The organism is Pyrinomonas sp., assembly GCF_040289685.1.
Lineage (GTDB): Bacteria > Acidobacteriota > Blastocatellia > Pyrinomonadales > Pyrinomonadaceae > Pyrinomonas.
The window spans coordinates 24231-45789 of the sequence record NZ_PSLQ01000012.1 but is presented as its reverse complement, the minus strand read 5'-3'; the positions used below and the strand labels follow the sequence as shown (position 1 = coordinate 45789).

Annotated in this window: 20 protein-coding genes and 1 riboswitch; of the genes, 6 read left to right on the top strand and 14 right to left on the bottom strand. The window is 60.3% G+C overall.

Going from position 1 to position 21559, the window contains the following annotated elements; translation table 11 throughout:
• The first annotated feature begins 133 nt into the window (after positions 1-133).
• The 4 genes from C4334_RS04700 to C4334_RS04685 all read left to right on the top strand — a co-directional run bounded on the left by C4334_RS04700 (position 134) and on the right by C4334_RS04685 (position 4412).
• Positions 134-388, top strand: a complete 255-nt coding sequence (locus tag C4334_RS04700) for a hypothetical protein (RefSeq protein WP_352430928.1) — start codon at positions 134-136, stop codon at positions 386-388.
• A 634-nt stretch (positions 389-1022) separates the two neighbouring features.
• Positions 1023-1583 (top strand): hypoxanthine phosphoribosyltransferase, encoded by a 561-nt coding sequence (hpt, locus tag C4334_RS04695; protein WP_352430927.1) that lies wholly within the window; start codon positions 1023-1025, stop codon positions 1581-1583.
• 48 nt (positions 1584-1631) lie between these two features.
• A riboswitch (SAM riboswitch) is annotated at positions 1632-1707 on the top strand.
• A 100-nt stretch (positions 1708-1807) separates the two neighbouring features.
• On the top strand, positions 1808-3703 hold the full coding sequence (locus tag C4334_RS04690; protein ID WP_352430943.1) for a bifunctional homocysteine S-methyltransferase/methylenetetrahydrofolate reductase: 1896 nt from the start codon (positions 1808-1810) through the stop codon (positions 3701-3703).
• A gap of 196 nt (positions 3704-3899) precedes the next feature.
• A complete protein-coding gene (locus tag C4334_RS04685) occupies positions 3900-4412 on the top strand; it encodes a DinB family protein (RefSeq protein WP_352430926.1) in 513 nt (170 codons plus the stop codon).
• A gap of 211 nt (positions 4413-4623) precedes the next feature.
• Here C4334_RS04685 and C4334_RS04680 read toward each other — a convergent pair whose 3' ends face one another.
• The 9 genes from C4334_RS04680 to C4334_RS04640 all read right to left on the bottom strand — a co-directional run bounded on the left by C4334_RS04680 (position 4624) and on the right by C4334_RS04640 (position 15090).
• Positions 4624-5544 (bottom strand): bactofilin family protein, encoded by a 921-nt coding sequence (locus C4334_RS04680; RefSeq protein ID WP_352430925.1) that lies wholly within the window; start codon positions 5542-5544, stop codon positions 4624-4626.
• Positions 5541-6131 (bottom strand): anti-sigma factor family protein, encoded by a 591-nt coding sequence (locus tag C4334_RS04675; RefSeq protein WP_352430924.1) that lies wholly within the window; start codon positions 6129-6131, stop codon positions 5541-5543. The genes C4334_RS04680 and C4334_RS04675 overlap by 4 nt, the downstream gene beginning before the upstream one ends.
• 14 nt (positions 6132-6145) lie before the next feature.
• The gene (locus tag C4334_RS04670) at positions 6146-6730 is read right to left on the bottom strand and encodes an RNA polymerase sigma factor (protein ID WP_352430923.1); all 585 of its coding nucleotides are present in this window, start codon (positions 6728-6730) and stop codon (positions 6146-6148) included.
• A gap of 291 nt (positions 6731-7021) precedes the next feature.
• Positions 7022-7969, bottom strand: coding sequence for a hypothetical protein (locus C4334_RS04665; RefSeq protein WP_352430922.1), 948 nt, complete (start codon positions 7967-7969; stop codon positions 7022-7024).
• A gap of 358 nt (positions 7970-8327) precedes the next feature.
• On the bottom strand, positions 8328-8741 hold the full coding sequence (locus C4334_RS04660) for a type IV pilin protein (RefSeq protein ID WP_352430921.1): 414 nt from the start codon (positions 8739-8741) through the stop codon (positions 8328-8330).
• A 153-nt stretch (positions 8742-8894) separates the two neighbouring features.
• The gene (locus C4334_RS04655) at positions 8895-9518 is read right to left on the bottom strand and encodes a pilus assembly FimT family protein (RefSeq protein ID WP_352430920.1); all 624 of its coding nucleotides are present in this window, start codon (positions 9516-9518) and stop codon (positions 8895-8897) included.
• Between the two features lie 8 nt (positions 9519-9526).
• Positions 9527-12013, bottom strand: coding sequence for a secretin GspD/PilQ domain-containing protein (locus C4334_RS04650; RefSeq protein WP_352430919.1), 2487 nt, complete (start codon positions 12011-12013; stop codon positions 9527-9529).
• A 71-nt stretch (positions 12014-12084) separates the two neighbouring features.
• Positions 12085-13716 (bottom strand): GspE/PulE family protein, encoded by a 1632-nt coding sequence (locus C4334_RS04645; RefSeq protein WP_352430942.1) that lies wholly within the window; start codon positions 13714-13716, stop codon positions 12085-12087.
• A gap of 144 nt (positions 13717-13860) precedes the next feature.
• Positions 13861-15090 carry a type II secretion system F family protein gene (locus C4334_RS04640; RefSeq protein WP_352430918.1) on the bottom strand — a complete coding sequence of 410 codons (1230 nt, stop codon included), beginning with the start codon at positions 15088-15090 and terminating at the stop codon, positions 13861-13863.
• A gap of 688 nt (positions 15091-15778) precedes the next feature.
• Here C4334_RS04640 and C4334_RS04635 point away from each other — a divergent pair.
• Positions 15779-16762, top strand: a complete 984-nt coding sequence (locus C4334_RS04635) for a VWA domain-containing protein (protein ID WP_352430917.1) — start codon at positions 15779-15781, stop codon at positions 16760-16762.
• A 193-nt stretch (positions 16763-16955) separates the two neighbouring features.
• Complete coding sequence (locus C4334_RS04630; protein ID WP_352430916.1) at positions 16956-18158, top strand: VWA domain-containing protein; 1203 nt, start codon at positions 16956-16958, stop codon at positions 18156-18158.
• A 146-nt stretch (positions 18159-18304) separates the two neighbouring features.
• Here the strand turns inward: C4334_RS04630 and C4334_RS04625 are convergent, their stop codons facing one another.
• The 5 genes from C4334_RS04625 to C4334_RS04605 all read right to left on the bottom strand — a co-directional run bounded on the left by C4334_RS04625 (position 18305) and on the right by C4334_RS04605 (position 21442).
• Positions 18305-18643 (bottom strand): BMC domain-containing protein, encoded by a 339-nt coding sequence (locus C4334_RS04625; RefSeq protein ID WP_352430915.1) that lies wholly within the window; start codon positions 18641-18643, stop codon positions 18305-18307.
• Between the two features lie 187 nt (positions 18644-18830).
• Positions 18831-20192, bottom strand: coding sequence for a PFL family protein (locus tag C4334_RS04620; protein WP_352430914.1), 1362 nt, complete (start codon positions 20190-20192; stop codon positions 18831-18833).
• Positions 20193-20201: 9 nt separating this feature from the next.
• The gene (locus tag C4334_RS04615) at positions 20202-20528 is read right to left on the bottom strand and encodes a zinc-ribbon domain-containing protein (RefSeq protein ID WP_352430913.1); all 327 of its coding nucleotides are present in this window, start codon (positions 20526-20528) and stop codon (positions 20202-20204) included.
• 117 nt (positions 20529-20645) lie between these two features.
• A complete protein-coding gene (locus C4334_RS04610) occupies positions 20646-21089 on the bottom strand; it encodes an ACT domain-containing protein (protein WP_352430912.1) in 444 nt (147 codons plus the stop codon).
• 17 nt (positions 21090-21106) lie between these two features.
• A complete protein-coding gene (locus tag C4334_RS04605) occupies positions 21107-21442 on the bottom strand; it encodes a EutN/CcmL family microcompartment protein (RefSeq protein WP_352430911.1) in 336 nt (111 codons plus the stop codon).
• Positions 21443-21559 lie beyond the last annotated feature (117 nt).

The window sequence follows — 21559 nt, the reverse complement described above, 5'->3', positions numbered from 1 at the left end:
TGGTCCGACGAACGAGTCGTCACACCTTTTTGACCGAAAATTTACCTTCGCGGCGAACAACTGCGACGCGCATAGCGTACATCAAAACGGCGACATTGCGAAGTGCACGTTGCTGGTGGCAAGGAGGTGGAGAATGGCTACCTATAGAGACCCGGTACGCGTCTTCGCGCCGCTGGAGGTCGTCGAGCGACTGTTGGAGATCCGCGCCGAAGCGGGCTTCGCACCGGTGTTGTTCGTCCAGTCCGCCGCCGATCTGGCAACCACGCTCGACGCCTACGGTTTCGATGTCTATGCTTTTCGGGAGGAGGAGCAGCTCGATTGTGGGCGATATCGCGCCCCGTATGCGCCGGGCGGCGATTGCGCACACCGCTTCGAGCTCGCCCACTAGAACGCGCCGCCGGGAGCCCCGGGCTTGAGCCCTGGGGAGGAGGCGGCGCACGCTCCCTTCTAACATCAAATGGGATGATGTGCACGTGGTGGATATCAACGCTGCTCGGAATATCCGCAACCGCCGTCTCTCGGGGCGGTGGGCCGTGGTCAACCGGCCCCGAAGCGGCGGCCCGGTAACCTGGGCGAGGGCAAGCCCCCGGCTGCGCGCCGTGGAGTAGTTGACTAAAGACAGACGAGAGAGCGCGGAAGGCGCTGATTGTGCAGCATCCCTTCAGCGACGCGAGAAACAAAGCGCTATCGAGAGGGCCGGAAGGCGGGAACCGCTCCCGCTTTTCGGTCTCTTTGTCAACCCTAGGTGATGACAAGGCTCCCGCCTCTTGGCAAGCGGCGCTTTCCATAGACTATGGACCCCCGACAGAGACTATGGACCCCCGACAGCGCTTCACGTACATTTTAAAGCTGATCGTCCACGCCTCGCGTAGGGAGCTAGCGGGCGAGCCCGGTCGTTGACCTCTTTGAAGTAAAAGTTCTAGTATCGGTGCTGTACGCGGTGCGTTCTGCGTTCGGCTTATTTTGGTGGTCCACCGAGGCACGACCGTTCCGCCATCAACCTTGCGAGGGAGAGAAACGCTTTGACTGTGACTTCGACCGCTGCCCCTTCCGAATTCAACAACCCCAAGCTAGTACCGCTCTTTTCCGCCGAGCAGATTCAGACGCGCATTCAGGAGATGGGGACCGAAATCACACGCGATTACGCCGGGCGCGAACCGTTGTTGGTCGGAGTGTTGAAAGGGGCTTGCATCTTCATCAGCGATCTGATGCGCGCCATTGATCTTCCGCTGGCCGTAGAGTTCATGGCGATTTCAAGTTACGGCAGCCAGACTCGCTCATCCGGCGAGGTGCGCATCATCAAAGACTTGGATACGCCCGTCGAAGGGCGCGACATCCTTGTGGTTGAAGATATCGTGGATACGGGCTTGACGCTCTCTTACTTGTTGGCGAGCTTGCACACGCGCGGCGCGCGGAGCGTTCGGCTGGCGGCATTGCTCGATAAGTGGGAGCGGCGCGAACGCCCCGTGCAGATCGATTACCTCGGCTTTCGCATTCCGGACGCTTTCGTCGTCGGCTACGGTCTCGACTATGCCGAGCGCTACCGCAATCTGCCTTACATCGCCATCCTTCAAGATGGGTGAAGAGGCGTTGAGCGCTTGACATGGGCTGCGGGCAAGCGGTATAAGCCACGCTTGGTACGTGGTGATTTATGGCGACTTGCGGCCACGTAAAATAAGCCGCTAAACAGCTCGGTGAGACGCTCACCGTGAAACAATCGAGTTTCATCGTGAAGGTCCCGCGTTGTTTAGCGCGGGATTTTGTTTTGCGCCTCGGTTTGCCGAGGCGATGCGTTGACGAGGTGAACATGGAAGACATACGCGAAGTGGTCGGCAGCGATCGCGTCACCATTTTCGACGGCGCGATGGGGACTATGCTTTATGCCAAAGGCGTTTACATCAACCGCTGCTACGATGAGTTGAGTTTGAGCAACCCGGACCTCGTCCGCGAGATCCACGCCGAGTACGTCCGCGCCGGAGCGGAAATACTGGAAACGAATACGTTCGGCGCTAACCCACATAAACTGCAACAATTCGGACTCGAAGGCAACCTGCGCCTGATCAACATCGCTGCCGTGCGTTTGGCGCGCGAAGCGGCTGGCGGAAGATGCTACGTGGCTGGGGCTATTGGCCCGCTGGGTTTACGCATTGAGCCTTACGGTCCGACCTCTTTCGACGAAGCCAAGGAGATGTTCAAGGAACAGGCTTCGGCGCTGCTCGAAGGCGGCGTCGATCTCTTTGTGCTCGAGACGTTTTCAGACGTCTCCGAAATGCGACAGGCGATACGCGCTGTACGCGAACTGTGCGATTTACCCATCGTCGCACAGATGACGATTCTGCCCGATGGCAACACGAGCTACGGCACGACGCCTGAAATCTTCGCGGCGCGGCTCGACGAGTGGGGCGCTGATGTGGTTGGGCTCAATTGCGGCGTTGGGCCGGCGATCGTTCTTTCGGCCATTGAGAAAATGCGCGTGGTGACCGACAAGCCGCTGTCGGCGCAACCCAACGCTGGATTGCCGCGCGATGTTCAGGGGCGACAGCTCTACATGTGCTCGCCCGAGTACATGGCCAAATACGCCAAACGCTTGATCCAAGCCGGAGCGAAATTCATCGGCGGATGTTGCGGCACGACGCCCGCGCACATCAAGCAGATCGCCGACGCCGTGCGCGCCATTTCGCCGCGCAGGCCGCGCGTCTTTGTACAGGAACCGAAAAGGATAGAGGAATTGACGCCCGCCGACATTCGTGTCGTTCCGCCGGAAGAGCGTTCCCGTTGGTCGCGCAAGATCGCGTGCGGCGAATTCGTCACCACGGTTGAAGTCCTGCCGCCCAAAGGTTGCGATGCGAGCAAGACGCTGGAGCAGATTCGTCTGCTCAAGGAAGCGGGCGTGGATGCGGTGAACATCCCCGATGGTCCGCGCGCACAGACGCGCATGAGCGCGCTGGCGATGGCTTTGCTGGTCGAGCGCGAAATCGGTTTGGAGACGGTGCTCCATTACTGCTGCCGTGACCGCAACCTTCTCGGGATGATGTCGGATCTGCTCGGCGCGGCGGCGCTCGGATTACACAATCTTTTGTTGATCACGGGCGATCCGCCGAAGATGGGCCCCTATCCAGACGCCACAGCCGTGTTCGACATCGATTCCATCGGCTTGACCAACATGGTCAACAAGCTCAACCATGGGCTCGACTTAGGCAACAATCCGATCGGTCAACCGACGGCCTTCTGCATTGGCGTCGGCGTTAATCCGGGCGCGTTGAACCTCGACCATGAGATCAGGCGTTTCGAGTGGAAGGTGGAAGCGGGCGCGCAGTTCGCCATCACGCAACCGGTCTTCGATGCGGACCAATTGCGCGATTTTCTACGCCGCATCGAACACGTGCGTATCCCGATCGTCGCTGGCATCTGGCCGCTCGTTTCCTATCGCAACGCCGAATTTCTGCACAACGAGGTGCCCGGCGTGCGCGTCACGCCCAAGATCATGGAACGCATGCGCAAAGCCTCGGAGCTGGGCAAAGATGCCGCGCGCGAAGAGGGACTGAAGATCGCGCAGGAATCGCTGCTCGAAGTGCGCGACTTGATTCAAGGCGTGCAGGTCTCTGCGCCTTTCGGCAACGTCCGATTGGCGCTTGAAGTCTTCAGCGTGCTGCCGGAGTTCGGCGCGACGCGCGAGGTGAATGCGCTCTCTGCGGGCGATTGAAGCTTCGTTCCGCACCGTTCGTTGGTGTGCAGCGCGATGTGGTGAATTTCGATCGGGGCGTAATCCAAAACGCTTCCGTTACATCTGGGCGGATGTGATTCGGAACGCATTCGTTTCGCATCACTACCTTGCGATCCCAGACGACGAAGGAGGTTCGGTTTTGCTCGTTTTCCAGACCCTCGACGATATCTTCGCGATGCTTCAGAAGTGGCGCGAGCGCTTATGCAAGCGCGTCACCCCTCTGGATGAAGGACAAGCTCGCCGCAAACTGCGTCCTGAAACGTGGTCCGTCGCCGAGATCGTGGAGCATCTGGCGCTCACAGAGCGAGTGAGTTTGCAAATCATTGAAGAGATGTTGCCGGAGGCGGAAGCGAGCGCTGGCACCGCATTCCCGCTGGACGTCACGCCGTTTCTCGCCCTCGACCCCAACGCGCGACTCCGAGCGCCTGAGATCGTGGTTCCACAAGGCCAGCGACCGTTTGCCGAACTGCTCGACGATCTAAAGCGTTCGCGAGTTGCGCTGTTGGCCCTTCGCCCGCGATTTTCAGAAGCGAATCTCGCCGCCGTTTCGCGTCCACATCCCGTTTTCGGTCCGATCACGCTCGGGCAATGGCTCGTCTTCATCGGGCTGCATGAAGCCCGCCACCTTCGACAGATCGAAAACGTATTGCAAGAGGTAGCCCAAAACCATCCGCGTGAAAACACATGACGGCGAGAAGCCTTGCACTGGTCGGGCCTTCTTGGACCAGCCGGTTATTCTTTCGGAAGCTTGCTTCAAGCCATACAGCGGCGTCGAGCCTTCTTCTGGGACAATGGTGCTTAGGATGAAGTGGCGTGGGGATTTACGTTGCGGATCCGCACGGTCGAGCCTTTCCCGATGAGCTTTTTTGCGGGCATGAGCCGCGTGCGACAACTGCCCTTTATGCGCGCCAGCCCGTGCGCCGGATCGTTAAAGCGAGTCCCAAGCTGGCGAGCAGCAGGGCGGAGACGACCGCAGGCCAGACCAGAGGGAGCGTGAGCATAGCGGTCCAGAAGATCGTGCCGAGCAGAATGGCAAGCGATGCGGATTCTTTCCGGCTCCCGAAGATGAGGCGTTGCAACCAACGCCCCGTCTCGAGATGGACCACCACACGCCCGAAGACATAGGAAGCGACGATTAGCAGCAACGCGGTGATGCCAACCAGCGCGCCCACCGTCGTCGGCAAGAAACGCAACGCTGCGGGCACACCAATGGCGATCACTGCCGCTCCAACCGCGCCGAAGACAGCGACGCGCGAGAAGTTGAGTTTGAGGTTGGCGGCGGCGCGTCCGATAGCTCCTGGCACGGCGGCAGAGAGCGCAAGGGCAATGATGAACCAAAAGAGAAGGGCCAGCAAACGTTGTCCGAAGTAAGCGAAGGACCAGCGCGGGACGAGAAGCGACGCAGGATTTCGGCTCAATGCGCGCAGTTCCTCTTCGTATCCGGCGTACATGATGGTGCTGCTGCCGGGTTTGCGACCCAGCGCGTTCTTCGTCGCTTGATACGTGCCGCCGATGACGATGACATCGCCGCCTATGTAAGAGCCATCCTCTTGGCGGATCGAACCGCCGATGGTCGCTGCATCGCCTTCGATCCGCCCCTCTACGAGGAGATCGCCGCCGACGACGAGGACGCCGTGCGCGACTGTGCCGCGCACGACGACGGAGCGTCCGAGTCCGAAAACATCGCTCGTTTGCGTCCCTTCTACGACGAGCGTCGATTTGGCGGACTGACCGCTGGCGAACGCGCTCGCGATGGCTGCTGTCGCCACAAAGCAAGCGATCGCCAACGCTTTCCAGTCTCGACGCAAAAGCAAGCTCATCGGGATAGCCCTTTGCGTGCTGGCTTTTCCATGACTCGCCGTTTCGCTGCCGACCACGCTAAAGCTGCCAAAACGAGCGCGACGAGGAGAAGCGACGCAGGCAAGATCAACTGGCTCGCTAGTCGCCCGAGCACGGCGATGCTGGTCCCCAAGTCAAGCAGCGCGTGCGATGCGAACTTAAGCAAACAGATGGCCGAGCGCGAGGCGGCGCGCAGCGGCTCGAGCGATTCGATGGACGGAGACCAGAGCGACGCGAACGATAAGCCGAGCAGCGCAAACGTAAACCAGAGCGCGCGCCGTCCCTCCTCGCACGAGCGCAGATGATGAACATCAGAGCGGGCCCGCGCCGTCACCACCGAGGCGAAATCGGTCGGCACGACCAGCTTCTGATCGATGCGTTCGAGCGAGGCATCAAGCAAACAGAGCAGACGCTTCTGCTCGTTCAACCGTTCAGCGCAAGAACGGCAATCTGCAATGTGCGCTTCGAAAGCGACGTTGGTTGTTCGATCGAGTTCGCCGTCCAGATAAGCGGCGATCTCCCGTTCCCAACGGCAAGCCCTTTCCATGCTTTTCACGTCTGGTTTCACCCTTGATCGCTCCGTTATGCTTCTGTGATTCCGCGTTCAATGAACATCCGCCGCATCAGCTCGCGCGCACGAAAGATGCGGTTCTTCACCGTGCCGAGCGGTAGCCCCGTCACTTCGGCGATCTCTTCGTAAGATAGATCGTGAGCGTGGCGAAGGATGATGAGTTCGCGGTAAGCTGGCGGGAGTTGCTCGACGACCGATTCGATCTCGGCGCGGCGTTCGTTCCGTTCGCGCTCCTGTTCAGGATTGAGGGCGCGGCTGGAGAGATGCCTTTCGCGCCTTTCGACCTCCTCGCGCACATCGCGCGCTGCCACGCGGCGCAGGTGATCGATGGCCGCATTATGCGCGATGCGGTAAATCCAAGTTGAGAATTTATATTCGGCGCGGTAGCGCCTTAAAGAACCGTAAACCTTGATGAAGACTTCTTGCGTAAGATCGAGCGCTGCATCGTAATCGCCGATGATGCGATAGACGTAAGCGATGATCGGGCGCTGGTAGCGCCGCACCAGTTCTTCGAAACTCTCTTCGCCCCCGGCGGCGGCTCGTTCAACCAGTTCCGCGTCGGTCAAGCTCGTGAGCGATGAAGCGAAAATAGACATACGCTCTTGAAGTTCTACGCACGTCCGCGCGGCAAAGTTTCAACTGTGGAAAAATCCCTCGTCGCTATCGCTTCGCTGTTTTGCAAAGGCAACCGAGGCAGAAAAATACGGGTGTTAAGCGCATAAGTGGATGAGCTGTCTGTCGTGTTGCATGGGCAACCGAAGCGGAAAAATTCAACCGACTTGCCTCTGCTTCGCCATCTGGACTTCAAACGCTGAGCGGCGAAGTCCCAACTGCGGAGGAGCGTCCTTACGAGGGTCGGGTTGCTCCATTGCAGCGGTTGCCGATGATCACTGCCAAGCGAGCGACGCAAGAGCCGCTGGCGCTGCGATCTCACCGAAGTTCGGGCGCGCATCATCCGGCAAGTCTAGCCCTACAAAGGATGGGCCGACAAGCTGCGGCGGCGATTCCAACGCCTCGGTTGCGACGGCCACGGCCTCTTGCAGCTCGCTTCCGATGACGAGCAATCGAGCAGGCGGGACTTCGTCTTCTGCGTCGCGCGTCAGTCGGTCACGGTAGAAGAGCAGAAAACGATGGAGTTCGTCGAGCCGTTCGTCCGCGTCGCAGACGACGCGTCGGACGACGAGCGGTTCGCCCATTCGGATGACGAGGCCGGTGAAGCCTTGCGCGTGAAGGCTGACGAGAAGGGAGTCTTCAGCACGTTCATCGCGCAGCAACCACCACGCCTCGCACAGGTGGCGCGGCAAAATCAACCCTGCTTTCCACCCAAGCGCCGCAAACACCGCCTCGTATTCGTCCAGAACCCGAAGCGTGATGCCCGTGACGAGGTAGCGTTCGCGCCCCTCGCGGTCTGGGCGCAACCGGCGACGCGCGACGCGCATTTCGGCGGGATTCGTGCCGAAAGCGCGCTCGATCTTCCATTGCAACATCTCTTCGAGTTCGTTGCGCGAAGCGGGCTTGGTCTCCAACGCGAGAATGGTTGTGCGGGCCACGTCTTCCGGTAAAGAGACGGACCAACGCACTTGTTTTTCGAGTCCGGTGCGCGTTGCAAGATCGGCCAGCGCGGCGGCGAACTCATCCGGGTCGGAAATGTTTTGCGCATCGAAGTTCGGATCGAAAATTTCGCGATCGAGCGTGACGTGCGCCGCGCGCTGCAACGTCAACCGCGCGCCGCGTTTGCCGAGCAAGACGAGAGTAACGACGCCTCGCTCCAGCCCGATGGCCGTAGGAGGGAAGGATGGACGCAGGACTTTGCCGAAGATTTCGTTCGCTGTCATATGTTCGCCGGAACAGCGCAAGACTATTCACGGTTGCGCGGGACTTTGCCGGAGATCTCGTTCGCTGTCATATGTACGGCGACGCGCGCTCTCCGCGCACGTCGCGCGAAGAACTTGCTGAGCATTCCAACGGAAGCTTTCCGCTCAGAAGATCATTGCGAATATCACCGCGTATGTCAATCGCGTTTCAACGCGCTGCGACTGATGCTTGCCAAATTGAGTTTGCCGTCGGGACGCGCGGGTTATGGGTCGGCGATTGGAATCGTTTCTGCTTGTTCGCGCGAGCACCAGTCGTTGCCGGGGCTCGTTGAGATCTCGGGCGTCGGATGGCACGTTTCTCCCGCCCATCCGCGCGCGATCACCAATCGCTGTAAGGCGTGCCTTCGGAAGAGATATCGCCCGAAGCGCTGCGGACATCGACGACGCCTTGCGTGCCCCCCGGCAGGTTTGGGTCTTCACCGACGATCACTTGCCAGTCACGTTCTCCGGTGATCGGATCGACCGGGATCTCGCGCAAGTAGCCTGCTGTCACCAAGTCGTCGAGCGACTGTGGCAAGCGTCCCTTGTCCGCTGCGTACTGATCGATCATCTTGCGCATTTGAAATAGATCATCGCGCAGCGTCGCTTCGCGCGCCTTTTGCACCGTCCGTTGGTATTGCGGCAGAACGATGGCCGCTAGGATGACGATGATTGAGATGACGATCATCAATTCGAGCAGCGTGAAGCCTTGCGCGCGGTTGTGGAGACCTAGCTGTTTCAAAAGGCCGTTCATCTCTCGTTTTGATCCTACGACGCCCGTCGGTTTGACGGCGACGTCCGAGCCGCGACGCTCGGAATTCAGTGCTCCGCTCAGCGCACTATGTAGGATGTAATAACTTCTGCTTCCGTTTTCGTTGTGCGCTATTTTCACTTCGCCCTTTTGAATCTACCAGTCGCTGTAACGCTCCTTGCCGTTCAACGCCATTTCGTTCGATTTGGAGCGCACGTCGAAGACGTTCTCGCCGCCCCAGCTCCCTGCGTCGGGTGGATCATAGGACGAGCGTAGTTGCCAATCGGCGCGACCGGTCATTGGGTCAATAGGAATGGCGCGCAGATAGATCTTCTTCTTGGTCGCCAGCAGCTGGTTGTCGGTCGCGCGACTGTTCGGATCGCCGCTTCGCACCGTCGCCATGCGTGGAACAACGCTGACGCCGCGCACCAGCGTTTCGAGATCCGGCGGGTAAAGGTCCAGATTCTCCGGCGAGAAGATGGTACAGTCGCTGATCATAACGCGGCTGCGCGGGTCGAGAACTGGCGGCGGTTGCGGTCCCGGAACGATGGGTCCACCGCGCGCGCCTTGCGAACAGATGCCGATGGCATCGCGGTGAAACTCGTCGATCGCCGTGCGTATCTGGCGCAACGCTTCACGCAGCCGTTGCTCGCGTTGACGCTGCACGCTCAATCTGACGAGCGGGATCACGCCGAGCGTCAGAATCGTCAGAACAGCGATCGTGATCACGAGTTCAATCAACGTCCAGCCGCGTTCGGCCAGCCTCTCACTGCGATCCATTGCTGACTTCATTTAGCGATCTGCAGACGAAGCGGAACGGCGAATTGCGGCAGGATCCGTCGTCCATCGATGGCGATCGCTTGTGCGCGTTCGCTGTCGAATCCGACTTCGGTCGTGCCGACGTTCAGCGCTTCGAGTTCAACATAGACGAGCGCGCCTGTGCCGCTCATGCTTCCACCGATCTCCGGCGCGAGCGAGAGCAAGAGCAATCCTGATGGATCGACCGAGTGAGTGACGTGCGATTTGTGACCGGCGAGCATCTCGCCCGGCGCGACCGCACGCACGGCGATAAAGCGCGGATCGAAGCGCAAGGCTGCGACGGCGAAACCAAGCGGCGCGCGCGTCTTCAACGTAAGCGCAATGCGTCGGCGCTCGCCCGGACGCAGGTCCGCCGATCCAGGGGAAGATAGCACCAGTTCGACTTCAGCCGACGTCGCTGCATTGGATGTCACTATTGCGTTGACGGCGCGCGGCGCGTTGTCAGCGCGGGCAACTGCTGGGGTTGCCGCTGGAGAGGAAGTCGTCGGCCCACCAAGCAAGACCTTCGGGGCCGGAATGAACTGCGGCGGCTCATCATTGATCGGCACGAGCGCCGCGCCGCGCGCCGTTTGCGGCGAAGTCGAAGCCGCGGCTACCGTCGTCGCGCCGTTTTGGCGCGTGCGCGCTGCGGCCAACTCTTCGCGCTCGATCTCTTGAATCAAAGAGGCGAGCGATTCCGATACGGGAGCCATCTGCGTCCCGCTTGGGCGCAGCTCTTCATCGCGCGGAGTGACTTGCGGTGCGCGCAGCACGCGCGGCGTCACTGCGATCACGATGTCCGTCTGGACGTTATCGCGGCGCGGCGCGGTGAAGAAACGACCGAGCACTGGGATCAAGCCGAGCAGCGGCAACCCTTGCCGTCCGTTAGATTGACGGTCCTGCGCGATGCTGGCGAGCATCATGGTGCGGTTGTTTTGGATGCGCGCCGTCCCTTTGATCGTCCGCTCGGTGAAGGTCGGCGTCAGCGTCCCCGGATTGAGCACGTCCTTAGACTCGATGGTCATCTTCACTTGCACGTCCATGTTCGGGAAGACTTGCGGCGTGAACTTGAGCGTTAGACCGGTCGCCTCGAAATTGATCACTGGATATCCGCCGGGGAAGACGCCGGGATTGAAGAACCCCCCCGGCTGTTGCGATTGGTTGGGCGTTGGCGTGCCGTAATAGTAAGGGATCTGCGCTGTTTGCACGGGGACGCGCTGCCCAATTCTCGTTTCGGATTCCTCGCCATCGAAAGCATGCACTTGCGTCGAAGCGAGCAGTCGCGTGTGGTCTTTGCGCTGCAGGGCGGCGATTGTTGAAGCTGGGACGACCAGCGCTGCGCCGAGCGCGGTTGGAACGTTGTTGAGACTTTGCGTGACCACCTCGCGGCTCCCGCCGACGACCGTCAAGCCGCGTTGGATGCCGCCGAGATTGACCAGCGTCGCATCGGTCCCAAGTTGATTGCCGAGCTGCAACAGGTCCGAACGCGACACCTCATAGATGTTCACATCCATGACCACTTCGGCGCGATCTTTGTCAATGCTCTCGATGATCTGGCTGATCAAGCGGACGTTCTCAGGCGTGTCGCGCACCGTGAGGCTGTTGGTCGATTGGCTCGGCGCGATAGCCATCACGGGACGACCCGGTTGTGGCGGCAAAGAGGCTTGAATCACCGTGCGCGCGTCTTCCGGTTTGATGTTGCGCAAGTAGAAGGTGCGAACCACTAGCTGTTGATACTGGCCGCGTTTGTTCTGGTCGGCGACGAGAATCGTTCGGCGGTCGAGCTTCTGAAAGAAAAGGCCGTGCGAAAGGAAGATGTAATCGAGCGCTTGCGCCGCCGTCACGTCACGAAGGTTGATGTTGATCGTGCGCCGTTGGTTTTGCAGGTCGCGGTCGAAGACGACGTTCAAGTTCAACTGTTCAGCGAGGCTACGGATAAGCTCCAGCATGTCGCCGTTGAAGTTGATGACCCGCAACTGTTCGGAGCGGAGCGGGACGCCCGGCTCCGACGATTGAATGCGTCCCGTGCCGTTGGCTCCTTGCTGGTACGAAGTGGGCGCAACCGACGCCTCGTTCTGTTTGGGTTCCATGCCGGTCTTTTCGCGTTGCAGGCGAAGCATGCGGTCCATCTCGGATTTCGCCAATTCGTTGGCCGGGTCGTAACCGTAGGCTTGGCGGAAGGCGTTGTACGCGCCGACGTAGTCGCCCCGCTCGGCCAACGCGCGCCCACGCTGCATGAAGACCTGCGAGGCGTTGAAGAGCGCGCGCCGGTAATGCAACTGGTACTCGACGTTGGATGGGTCGGCAGCGACGGCCAAAGCGAACTCTTGCGCCGCCTGCTCCCACTGCTGCGCCGCTTCATATTGCAGGCCGCGTTTGTAATTCTTCTCCCCCTTTTTGGCGAGCGCCGTCATGGGCGCAAAGAGCAAGCAAAAGGCGATGAGCAACACGAAGATCGAGCGAGCATTGGTTCTCATCTTCTCTTTCTCCTTCCGCACAGGCTTTCCGCCTCTCTGGTCGAAGTCGATCGAACTAAGGAAAGGGGCGTTCAGCGCCCGTTGACATCTTCGACGAAGGTCACGCGATTGATCTCGTGCAACGTCGAGATGCCGGCGAAGACCTTCTGCAACGCCGACTCGCGCAGACTGCGCAGCCCTTCCGCTTCAGCAGCGCGGCGCACTTCGGAACCAGGCCGCCGCGCGATGATCATTTCGCGGATATTATCCGACAGGTCGAGCAGTTCGTGAATGGCGGTGCGCCCGCGATAACCCGTGTGGTTGCAGGCATCGCACCCGACGCTCCTGTAGAAGATGCGGTCGCGATGCTCTTCCGGACGCAGACCCGATTCGAGCAGCTCTTCATCTGTCGGATGGTAGGGCCGCTTGCAAATCGTGCATAGCACGCGGATCAGCCTCTGGGCCAGCACGCAGTTCAAACAGGAGACGAAGTTGTATGGTTCGACGCCCATATTCAAGAAACGTCCGATCACGTCGATGACGTTGTTGGCGTGCACGGTGGTGAAGACCAAGTGGCCGGTGAGCGCCGACTGAATGGCGATCTGCGCCGTTTCGGGGTCGCGGATCTCCCCGACCATGATCTTGTCCGGGTCATGACGCAAGATCGAACGCAGTCCGCGGGCAAAGGTCAATCCCTTCTTTTCATTGACGGGGATCTGTGTGATGCCTTGAAGCTGATATTCAACCGGATCCTCGATGGTGATGATCTTGTCCTCTTCGTTTTTGATCTCGTTGAGCGCGGCGTAGAGCGTCGTTGTTTTGCCTGATCCGGTCGGCCCCGTCACCAGCACCATGCCGTAAGGCTCGGCGATGTAGCGGCGGAACTTGCGCAGGTCATCTTCGGCGAACCCGACCACATCGAGCGTCAGGTGACGAAACGCTTCGTTGATCTGCTCTTTGTCGAGGATACGGATCACAGCGTCTTCGCCGTGAATGGTCGGCATGATCGAGACGCGGAAATCGACGTTGCGCCCTTTGTAGCGCGCGCGAAACCGTCCGTCTTGCGGAATGCGCCGCTCAGCGATGTCGAGTTCCGACATCACCTTGATGCGCGAGATCAAAGTTTGATGATAAGCGAGATCGATCGGATCGAGTTTCGGATAGAGCGCGCCATCGATGCGATACTTGACCTGCACGCCGTAATCGCGCGTCTCGATGTGAATATCCGAAGCGCGCGATTCGAGCGCGTTGAAGATGATCGTATCGACCAGCTTGATGATGGGCGACATCTCGGAATCGGTCGCCAGCCGGTCAAGATCGAGCACCTCTTCGCCCTGTTCGGTCTCGCGCACGAGCGAGATGCGAAAGCCTGAGGCCGCTTCCTGCAAGACGCGCTGCGTCGCATCGCCTTTGCGCAACACAGCATCGATGGCGCCCGCCGTGGCGACAGATAGCTCCAAGCGTTCGCGCAGCGCCGTGGCCAATTCGTCCAAGCGTTCGAGATCGGTCGGATCAGCGACGGCCACGTGAAGTTTGCCGTTGGTGCGACGCAATGGAACGAACTGGTAACGCACCATCAAGTCGACCGGCATTTCGGCGAGCAACGAAAAATCGATGGGCGATTCGCCCGTGGGCGGCAAAAGGTCGACGTAAGGCAAGCGGTAACGACGCGCGATCCGTTTCGCTTCTTGCACTTCGGGCGGATCTTCCGGTTGCAAGAGCATCTCTTGCGCAGCGCTTCCGTTTTCTGCCGAAGCGACCATCTCGTTTGTTTCTTCCGCCGGCTTGTTCATCGCTCAAAAGATCTCAAGATGTGTTTCTGGTTTCGCTCTGTTCCCAGCTTGCCCGTGCGCAAAGGGCGTTGGAAATCAGCGTCCGGCAGCGGTCGAAATGGATTGAATGATCGGGAGATAGATGGCGAGCAGGATCGTCGCAATCACGCCACCCATGACCAGAAGGATGGCAGGTTCGAGCGTGCTCGTCAACTGCTCCAACCGCACTTCTGCCTCGGCATCGTAGAAGTTGGCGACCTCTTCTAGCATCTCGCGCAAACTCCCAGACCGCTCGCCAATGCCGATCATATCGAGCGCCAGTGTCGGCACCCAACCCGCCGCCTCTAAACTTTCCGTGAACGATCTTCCTTCACGGATCATGGGCAGCGTCGCAGCGCTTCGTCGGCGGAGTTCGCGATTGGTGATCGCTTCGGCAGCGATCTCCCATGATTCGACGAGCGTGATGCCGCCAGCCAGAAGCGTCGCCAAGCTGCGCGCCGCTTGCGCGATGGCCAGTTGGCGTAGCAACGTCCCAAGCAGCGGCACGCGCAGCGCGAAAGCGTCAACTCGCAGCCTGCCTGCTGGCGTGCGCGCCCAGTAGTAGAGGGCCACCGCTGCCGCGATGATGGTCGGCCCCAGCCACCAGACGTTGGCTGCCAGCCACGTCGAGAGACCAACGACGACGAGCGTCACCATGGGAAGCTGCGCATTGAAACCGGCGAAAAGGTCGGACATGCGCGGGACGACGTAGATCGTCAAAAAGGTGACCATCGCTGCCGAAGCCACCAGCAGCAGCACCGGATAGGCGAGCGCGGCGCGCACGCGCCGCCGCAATTCGACGCCGCGGCGCAGGTAGTTGGCGTAGCGGGCGAGCACTTCATCGAGCGCGCCGCTACGTTCGCCAGCCAGAATCGACGCCGTGTAGATGCGCGGGAAGATAGGCCCTTGCGCGGCAAAGGCTGCCGAAAGTGCGTCGCCATTGCGAATTCGCTCTTCGACGCTGCCGAGCACGGCGCGCAAACGCGCGTTGGTCGCCCGCCGCCGCAGCATCGAGATCGCTTGCAAAATGGGGATGCCAGCGCGCACGAGCGCGGCCAATTGCTGATTGAAAAGCAGGAAATCGCCGGCGCGGACACGCGCGCGTATGCCGACACGCCCGCCGCGCGTGATGGCGGCAACGCCCGCTGTTTTGGGCGGCGTCACGGAGAAGACGCGATACCCTTGGCTCTCAAAACGCGCGCGCGCTTCTTGCGCGCCCGGCGCTTCCACCGTGCGCGTGATCACTTCGCCCGAAGGCGTCCCCACCCGGCAAATGAACTCGGCCATAAAAAGCGTCCTCGCCGAACGCCAAACGAAAAGTATAGCACGCGGAGCGTGCATCTCGCCCTAACGAAAATTCACGCTGAAATGAGCGTCGGCGAGTTGGCGCGTCTCTCGCCCGGACAAGAACTTACACGCTCACGCCGCCCACAAGGTTGCAAACTTCTGCCGCATGCGTTCAAGCGCTCAGGCGCAAACCTCAAAAAAGGGGGATCCGTCGGTTGCAACCCCTGGCGCGCGCACATCCCCCCTTCCGCCGTTCCGCCTCGACGAGAGCTTGTCGCGTCACGAGCCGTTGTCAAAGCGCGCCGTCGTCGAAGGCCCGTTGCCTCACCGCTCAAACGACTGCGTTCGTTTATCCGAAGAATCTACGGCGCTGGCGCGTCGAGCGGTTTGCACCGGCTCGGCGATTCGTCCGCGATTTCATGCGGTTTTCGGCATGACAAACGGCAGCGGCCGAAAGGGATGGCCAAACAAAAACGATAGATGATCGTCGCTTTTTCGAAAAACTCCCTTCTTGCGAAGGCACAAAAGCTATCCTACAATTGACGGCGTAGGTGGCGACTGGCGCGCTCGAAAAAACGCGTCTCCCCAAGACCGTTGCGAAGCGATCTGAAGCGATCTAACGAGGCGTTCGGCTTATCCGACAGGCGGGAGCGCGAACCCGAAGACCAGCAGGAGGGGGTAACCCAAGATGCGGCGCCACGACCGACGGAGATTTTTCATCGCGCTCGTCTCTTGTTTGACGTTTTTCGCTACGGCCATCAACGCGCAGCAGAGTTTCGCTCAGGATCTTTCAACTCCACGCCGACTCCCGATCCCGAACGAAGATCAACCCGTGATCATCAACACCGATCTCGTCACGCTCACCGTCACCGTGACCGACACCTACGGACGGTACGTGACCGGGTTGGACAAAAAACATTTCACCGTCTTCGATGAAAAAGAACCGCAAGATATCGTTTTTTTCAGCGACGATGATGCGCCGGCGAGCGTCGGCGTGATCTTCGACGTTTCCGGCTCGATGAGCGGCGACAAGATCCAACGCGCGCGGCAAGCACTGGCGCGTTTCATCGAGACGAGTCACGAACGGGACGAATATTTTCTCATCGGCTTTAATTCGCGGGCGCAGCTTTTGCTGGATCGCACGCGCGATAGCAACGCCGTGCTCAGCAAGCTGACGTTCGTCGAAACCAAAGGGTACACGGCGCTCTATGACGCTTGCTATCTCGGCGTAGAGAAGCTGGCGCGCAGCACCTATCCGAAACGCGCTATCTTGTTGATCAGCGACGGTCAAGACAACAACTCGCGCTACACTTTCAACGAGCTGCGTCGATTGCTCAAAGAATCGGACGTGATCATCTACGCCATCGGGATCATGGGCAGCAATGATGCGGGCAGTTCTTTGGGAATGCAGGGGCAGGCCATTCTCGACGAACTCGCTTCGGTTTCTGGCGGACGCGCCTTCTTCCCGCAAACGACCGCCGAGATGAACGAGATCTTCGAGCGCATCGCGCTCGAGTTGCGCCACCAGTATTCGATCGGCTATCGCCCGAAAGATTTTGTGCCCGACGGGCGCTGGCGACGCATCAAAGTCAAGGTCAACCCGCCGCGCGGTCTGCCGCGGTTGTACGTCCGTAGCCGCGAGGGTTATTATGCCATCGTCAAGCCTCGTTGACCTTGGTTGGCAACGGCGCGGCTTGCAAATTCATCAACAAGAGGTGCGCGCCGGGTCTTGCTAGGCCCGTTTTGCCCCAGCCGCGCGAAGCGCACACGCAAGCGGCATCACAGGCGCCACGCTCTCCTCCTTCGACGAGGTGCTGAAGCGGGGCGCTTGTCATTCGGAGGCATTTGGAGGGAGTCGGGCAGAGATGAGACATCAAGCCACAGCGCGTTTCGAGCGCGCTTTGTTCGCCGCCCTTTGGGTTGTGTTGCTCGCTTCTTCGCTCTCGGTCGGACAAGCTTCCGATGGCCGCCCGCGGCGCGTACAGCAGAGCACGCCGCCGCAATCTTCCGGCGCGTCGCCGCAACGCCCGACTTCGCCGCCGCTCGTCATCGTTGACCAAGAGCCGCCCCCGCTCAAACCGAAGGAGCCTGCGCCTCCGCCCGGACAAGAGATCAATCCGGATGAGACGATCCGCATCAGCACGGCTGAAGTCAAACTGAGCGTTCGCGTCATCGATCGAAACAACCGCCCAATTCCGAATCTGCGTCCCGAAGACTTTCGCGTCTATGAAGATGGCGTGGAACAGAAGATCACCTACTTCTCCAAAGAAGAGGTTCCGATCAGCTACGGTTTGGTGGTGGATAACTCCGGTTCAATGCGTTACCTGCTCGACAAGGTGATCGAATCGGCGCGCATCATCATCAACAGCAATAAACCCGGCGACGAAACTTTCCTCGTGCGCTTCATCAGCAGCGACAAGATCGAAACGTTGCTCGATTTCACCTCCGATAAACAGGCGCTGTTGGATGCGCTCGATAACCTTTACATCGAGGCTGGACAAACGGCCGTGATCGATGCCGTCTATCTCGCTTCCGAACGAGTCTCAGAGTACAAGCGCGGCGACGACGACGACCGCCGCCGACGCGCCCTGATTCTGATCACCGACGGCGAAGATCGATCGAGCTTCTACAACCAGAATCAACTTTTCCGCCAACTGCGCGAATCGAACGTGCAGATCTACGTCATCGGCTTCGTGGACGAACTGGATCGAGAGGGCGGCTTCATTCGCAAAAGCCCGCGCGACAGGGCGGTCAACCTCATTAACCGTTTAGCCAACGAAACGGGCGGACGCGCCTTCTTCCCGAAGTCGATCAACGAACTGCCGCAGATCGCCGAAGAGATCACGCGCGACCTGCGCACGCAGTACGTCATTGGTTATAGCCCGACCAACAAAGCGCGCGATGGCTCGTTCCGCAACGTGCGCGTTTCGGTCGCCAACGGGCCGGGCGGTGAAAAACGCATCGCTGTCACGCGCCCGGGCTATTATGCGCCGAGCGACCAAGGGCCGAACGGCAATCCAACGCCACGCCGTCCTATGGCCAATGGAGTGCGTAAGCCGCCCAAGTAAGGGCGTGCGCCACTTGGTTAAAGCGCCCCGCCATCGCTCGCCACTTTTGATCTCACTGAGTGCCAGCGTCTCTATGTCGCATTCGATTGTCGTGCTGAAAGAGACTTGTAAACCTTTCTCCGTTCGACGTAATGCTTGGCTGGCCCTCATGTCGGCTGGGCTTTTTTCATCGCGCGAACTGAGCCGCTGATCTTTTTGCGCGTCGTCTCGCCCGTGTGCAAGACGGGGATGCTGCGATCTACCTCCGCATGCGGACGTGGAATGACGTGCGTGGCGACCACTTCGCCGACTTTGCGTCCGGCGGCGGCCCCTGCTTCCACAGCGGCACGCACAGCCGCGACCTCGCCGCGTACAATCGCCGTCACGAGTCCAGCATCGATCTTTTCGTAACCCACCAGCCGCACGTTAGCAGCTTTAACCGCCGCATCAGCCGCTTCGATCATGGCCACAAGGCCGCGACATTCGATCATCCCAAGGGCTTCCATAACGACCTCTCACGCATGATCATAGCACGAAGCTGCGTCTTCAGGCGTCCGATGGCGCAAAGTCACTACGAGCGGGCAGTCGTCATCGGAGCGTTTTTTGCCATTTGGAAAGCGGCCTTCAAACCGGTTATATGGACCCCTTCTCCTCTCGCTCTCAAGGCAGTGTTCAAAGCGCTCGGTTATCGGCCTAGTTACGCAAACTGTGAATGGGCGCTGGAATATGGCCGCCGCGGCGTATGAAGTCGGCGCTCGACAGTTCGCTGACCGGCATGATGGGAGCGCGGCCCAAAAGCCCCCCGAACTCGACCCACTCGCCGACCTCTTTACCGGGCACAGGGATGATGCGCACAGCAGTGGTCTTGTTGTTGAAGACGCCGATCGCCATCTCGTCGGCGATGATGGCCGCGATGGTCTCCGTGGGAGTGGAGCCGGGGACGGCGACCATGTCCAATCCGACGGAACAGACGCTGGTCCACGCTTCGAGTTTGGCGAGCGATAAAGCGCCCGTGCGCGCCGCTTCGATCATGCCGGCATCTTCCGACACGGGGATGAAAGCGCCGCTCATGCCGCCCACGGAACTACTGGCCATGGCGCCGCCCTTTTTGACGGCATCGGTCAGCAGCGCGAGCGCTGCCGTGGTCCCGTGTGCGCCAGCGCGCTCGAAGCCGAAAGCTTCGATGATCTCGGCAATGGAATCGCCGGGCGCGGGCGTCGGCGCCAGACTCAGATCAACGATGCCGAATTCAATTCCGAGTCGGCGCGCTACTTCGCGGCCAACCAACTCGCCGGCGCGCGTCAACTTGAAGCTGAGCTTCTTCACTAGCTCGGCCATGTGGTGCAAGGGCAGGTCGCGTGGCGCGTGGCGCAGCGCGTGGTTAACCACGCCCGGACCGGAGACGCCGACGTTGATCACCGCTTCGGGCTCTCCGAGGCCGTGAAAGGCTCCAGCCATGAACGGGTTGTCTTCCACAGCGTTGGCGAAACAGACGAACTTCGCGCACGCGATCCCGCCGCGGTCGCGCGTCCTTTCCGCCGCCTCTTTGATCAACTCGCCGACGCGCCGCACCGCATCCATGTTGATCCCCGCGCGCGTGGTGGCGACGTTGACCGACGAGCAGAGGCGTTCAGTGGAAGCGAGCGCTTCGGGAAGGGCGGCGAGAAATTCGCGTTCCGCTGCGGTCCACCCTTTATGGACCAGCGCCGAATAGCCGCCGACGAAATCGACGCCGATTTCGCCAGCTAGCTCATCCAGCGCCCGTGCCAGACACAAGTAATCGCCGCGATTGCCGCCCATAAGAAGCGACACGGGCGTAACGGCGAGACGACGGTTAGCGACCGGCACGCCGAACTCTTCGCTCACTTCGTCCACCGTCTGGACCAGTCTCGCGCCCAGGCGACGGATCTTGCGGCGCAGGCGTTCGGCGACCTCGTTGGCCGAACTCGCCACGCAGTCCTGTAAACTCACTCCCAACGTCACCGTGCGAATGTCCATGTGCTCCATCTCGACCATGCGCACGGTTTGGAGTATCTCTGCTTGCGTGTATTCCATGGCAAATCTTCAGGCGAAAACCTTGCTGAGCAGCAGCAGCACGAGAAAGAGCAAGAAGAAGAAGAGCGCGATGACGGTGAAACGAAGGCCCGGATCGTCCGTGGTCTCTTCGAGCAGATCGAGCGCTCTTTCGCGCGCTGACGTCGGTTCCTCTTCAACGAAAAGCGTGCGGGACGCGCTCGCTGCCTGCGACGAAACGTTGCGGGCGCGCTCGGTTGTGCGTTTGGATGCGGCGCGCGCTTGTATGGCTTGTCCGCACTGCGGACAGAAATTGGCCTCGCCGCGCACAGTCGCGCCGCAAGTCAGACACCGACGGGAGATCACCGGGCGAGACATAGCGACACGAAGGTTGAACCAAACTGCAGCGTGCGCTCGACCGTTGAATCAGCGCGCTGCTCGAGACCTCGAAACACGTCTTCAGGCGAACGATGATCTCGGAAGACGCACCGAGCGTCACACACGGTGCATCGCATTGAAGATATCCTCGCGTTGCGCATAAATGCGCACGCCCAATCGTTCGCCCTCTTGCCGAAAGCGGTCGCGAAGCTGCTGCACCGAGTAGCGCGAACGCGCTGCATCGGCGATGAGCACCATGGCGAACTTGCCTTGTACCACCGTTTGGTTGATGTCGATGATGCTGCACTCGGCTTCCGCCAAGATCTGGGCTACTGCGGCGACGATGCCGGGCCGATCGACGCCGAAGACCGAGATGACCAATCGGTCGGAAGAGCTTGGCGCCGCTAGCGGCGCTGCCTCGCGCGGCTCGTTGCCAGTCTGCGGTGCGATGATGCGGTAAAGGTCGAGCACTAGCCGTTCGACCTTGTTCGCCTCAAGATTCACGCCGAGGTTCTCGTAAACGGCGCGCGTGATACGGTAGATGAGTTCTTGATCGGCCATGTGTTAGTCCGGTTGCTTCAACGTCGCCCATCATGCGCGGCGCGGCGCAGTTCATCTGACGCACGCTCGAGCTCTTCCGAAGCGGTCGCGTCTATATCCACGCGGTCGACGATGCCGATCACCGCCGCCTCGATGGCCATCTCCTGATTGCCGATGGCCGAGCGAGCCGCCTTGCCGAAAGCGCACATGACGACCTCGCCGACGCCCGCGCCGAGCCGGTCGGCGACGACCACGAGATTGCGCGTCGGTTCTTTGTCGAGATCGAGCGGATGGACCAGCAAAAAGCGCAACCCCTCGAGATCGGGGCTTTTTTTGGTGGCCCACACCGTGCCGATGACTTTGCCTAGAAACATACGTGGCTCAGCGCTGTTCGCGCCCCACCGTGCTTTGCGCTTTTGACCAGCGCGCTCCTTTTTCCGCGCATCGTTGCAAGCTCGTTCGGCGACGATGCTTCGCGTTGGTTGTCGGCT

Excerpts from the sequence above, each read along its gene's own strand:
- C4334_RS04640 (WP_352430918.1), bottom strand. The coding sequence starts at position 15,090 with ATGGCCGAGTTCATTTGCCGGGTGGGGACGCCTTCGGGCGAAGTGATC.
- C4334_RS04630 (WP_352430916.1), top strand. The coding sequence starts at position 16,956 with ATGAGACATCAAGCCACAGCGCGTTTCGAGCGCGCTTTGTTCGCCGCC.
- C4334_RS04655 (WP_352430920.1), bottom strand. The coding sequence starts at position 9,518 with ATGGATCGCAGTGAGAGGCTGGCCGAACGCGGCTGGACGTTGATTGAA.
- C4334_RS04670 (WP_352430923.1), bottom strand. The coding sequence starts at position 6,730 with ATGTCTATTTTCGCTTCATCGCTCACGAGCTTGACCGACGCGGAACTG.
- C4334_RS04690 (WP_352430943.1), top strand. The coding sequence starts at position 1,808 with ATGGAAGACATACGCGAAGTGGTCGGCAGCGATCGCGTCACCATTTTC.
- C4334_RS04650 (WP_352430919.1), bottom strand. The coding sequence starts at position 12,013 with ATGAGAACCAATGCTCGCTCGATCTTCGTGTTGCTCATCGCCTTTTGC.
- C4334_RS04685 (WP_352430926.1), top strand. The coding sequence starts at position 3,900 with ATGCTTCAGAAGTGGCGCGAGCGCTTATGCAAGCGCGTCACCCCTCTG.
- C4334_RS04700 (WP_352430928.1), top strand. The coding sequence starts at position 134 with ATGGCTACCTATAGAGACCCGGTACGCGTCTTCGCGCCGCTGGAGGTC.
- C4334_RS04680 (WP_352430925.1), bottom strand. The coding sequence starts at position 5,544 with ATGAGCTTGCTTTTGCGTCGAGACTGGAAAGCGTTGGCGATCGCTTGC.
- C4334_RS04610 (WP_352430912.1), bottom strand. The coding sequence starts at position 21,089 with ATGGCCGATCAAGAACTCATCTACCGTATCACGCGCGCCGTTTACGAG.
- C4334_RS04625 (WP_352430915.1), bottom strand. The coding sequence starts at position 18,643 with ATGGAAGCCCTTGGGATGATCGAATGTCGCGGCCTTGTGGCCATGATC.
- C4334_RS04620 (WP_352430914.1), bottom strand. The coding sequence starts at position 20,192 with ATGGAATACACGCAAGCAGAGATACTCCAAACCGTGCGCATGGTCGAG.
- C4334_RS04645 (WP_352430942.1), bottom strand. The coding sequence starts at position 13,716 with ATGCTCTTGCAACCGGAAGATCCGCCCGAAGTGCAAGAAGCGAAACGG.
- C4334_RS04615 (WP_352430913.1), bottom strand. The coding sequence starts at position 20,528 with ATGTCTCGCCCGGTGATCTCCCGTCGGTGTCTGACTTGCGGCGCGACT.
- C4334_RS04660 (WP_352430921.1), bottom strand. The coding sequence starts at position 8,741 with ATGAACGGCCTTTTGAAACAGCTAGGTCTCCACAACCGCGCGCAAGGC.
- C4334_RS04635 (WP_352430917.1), top strand. The coding sequence starts at position 15,779 with ATGCGGCGCCACGACCGACGGAGATTTTTCATCGCGCTCGTCTCTTGT.
- C4334_RS04665 (WP_352430922.1), bottom strand. The coding sequence starts at position 7,969 with ATGACAGCGAACGAAATCTTCGGCAAAGTCCTGCGTCCATCCTTCCCT.
- C4334_RS04605 (WP_352430911.1), bottom strand. The coding sequence starts at position 21,442 with ATGTTTCTAGGCAAAGTCATCGGCACGGTGTGGGCCACCAAAAAAAGC.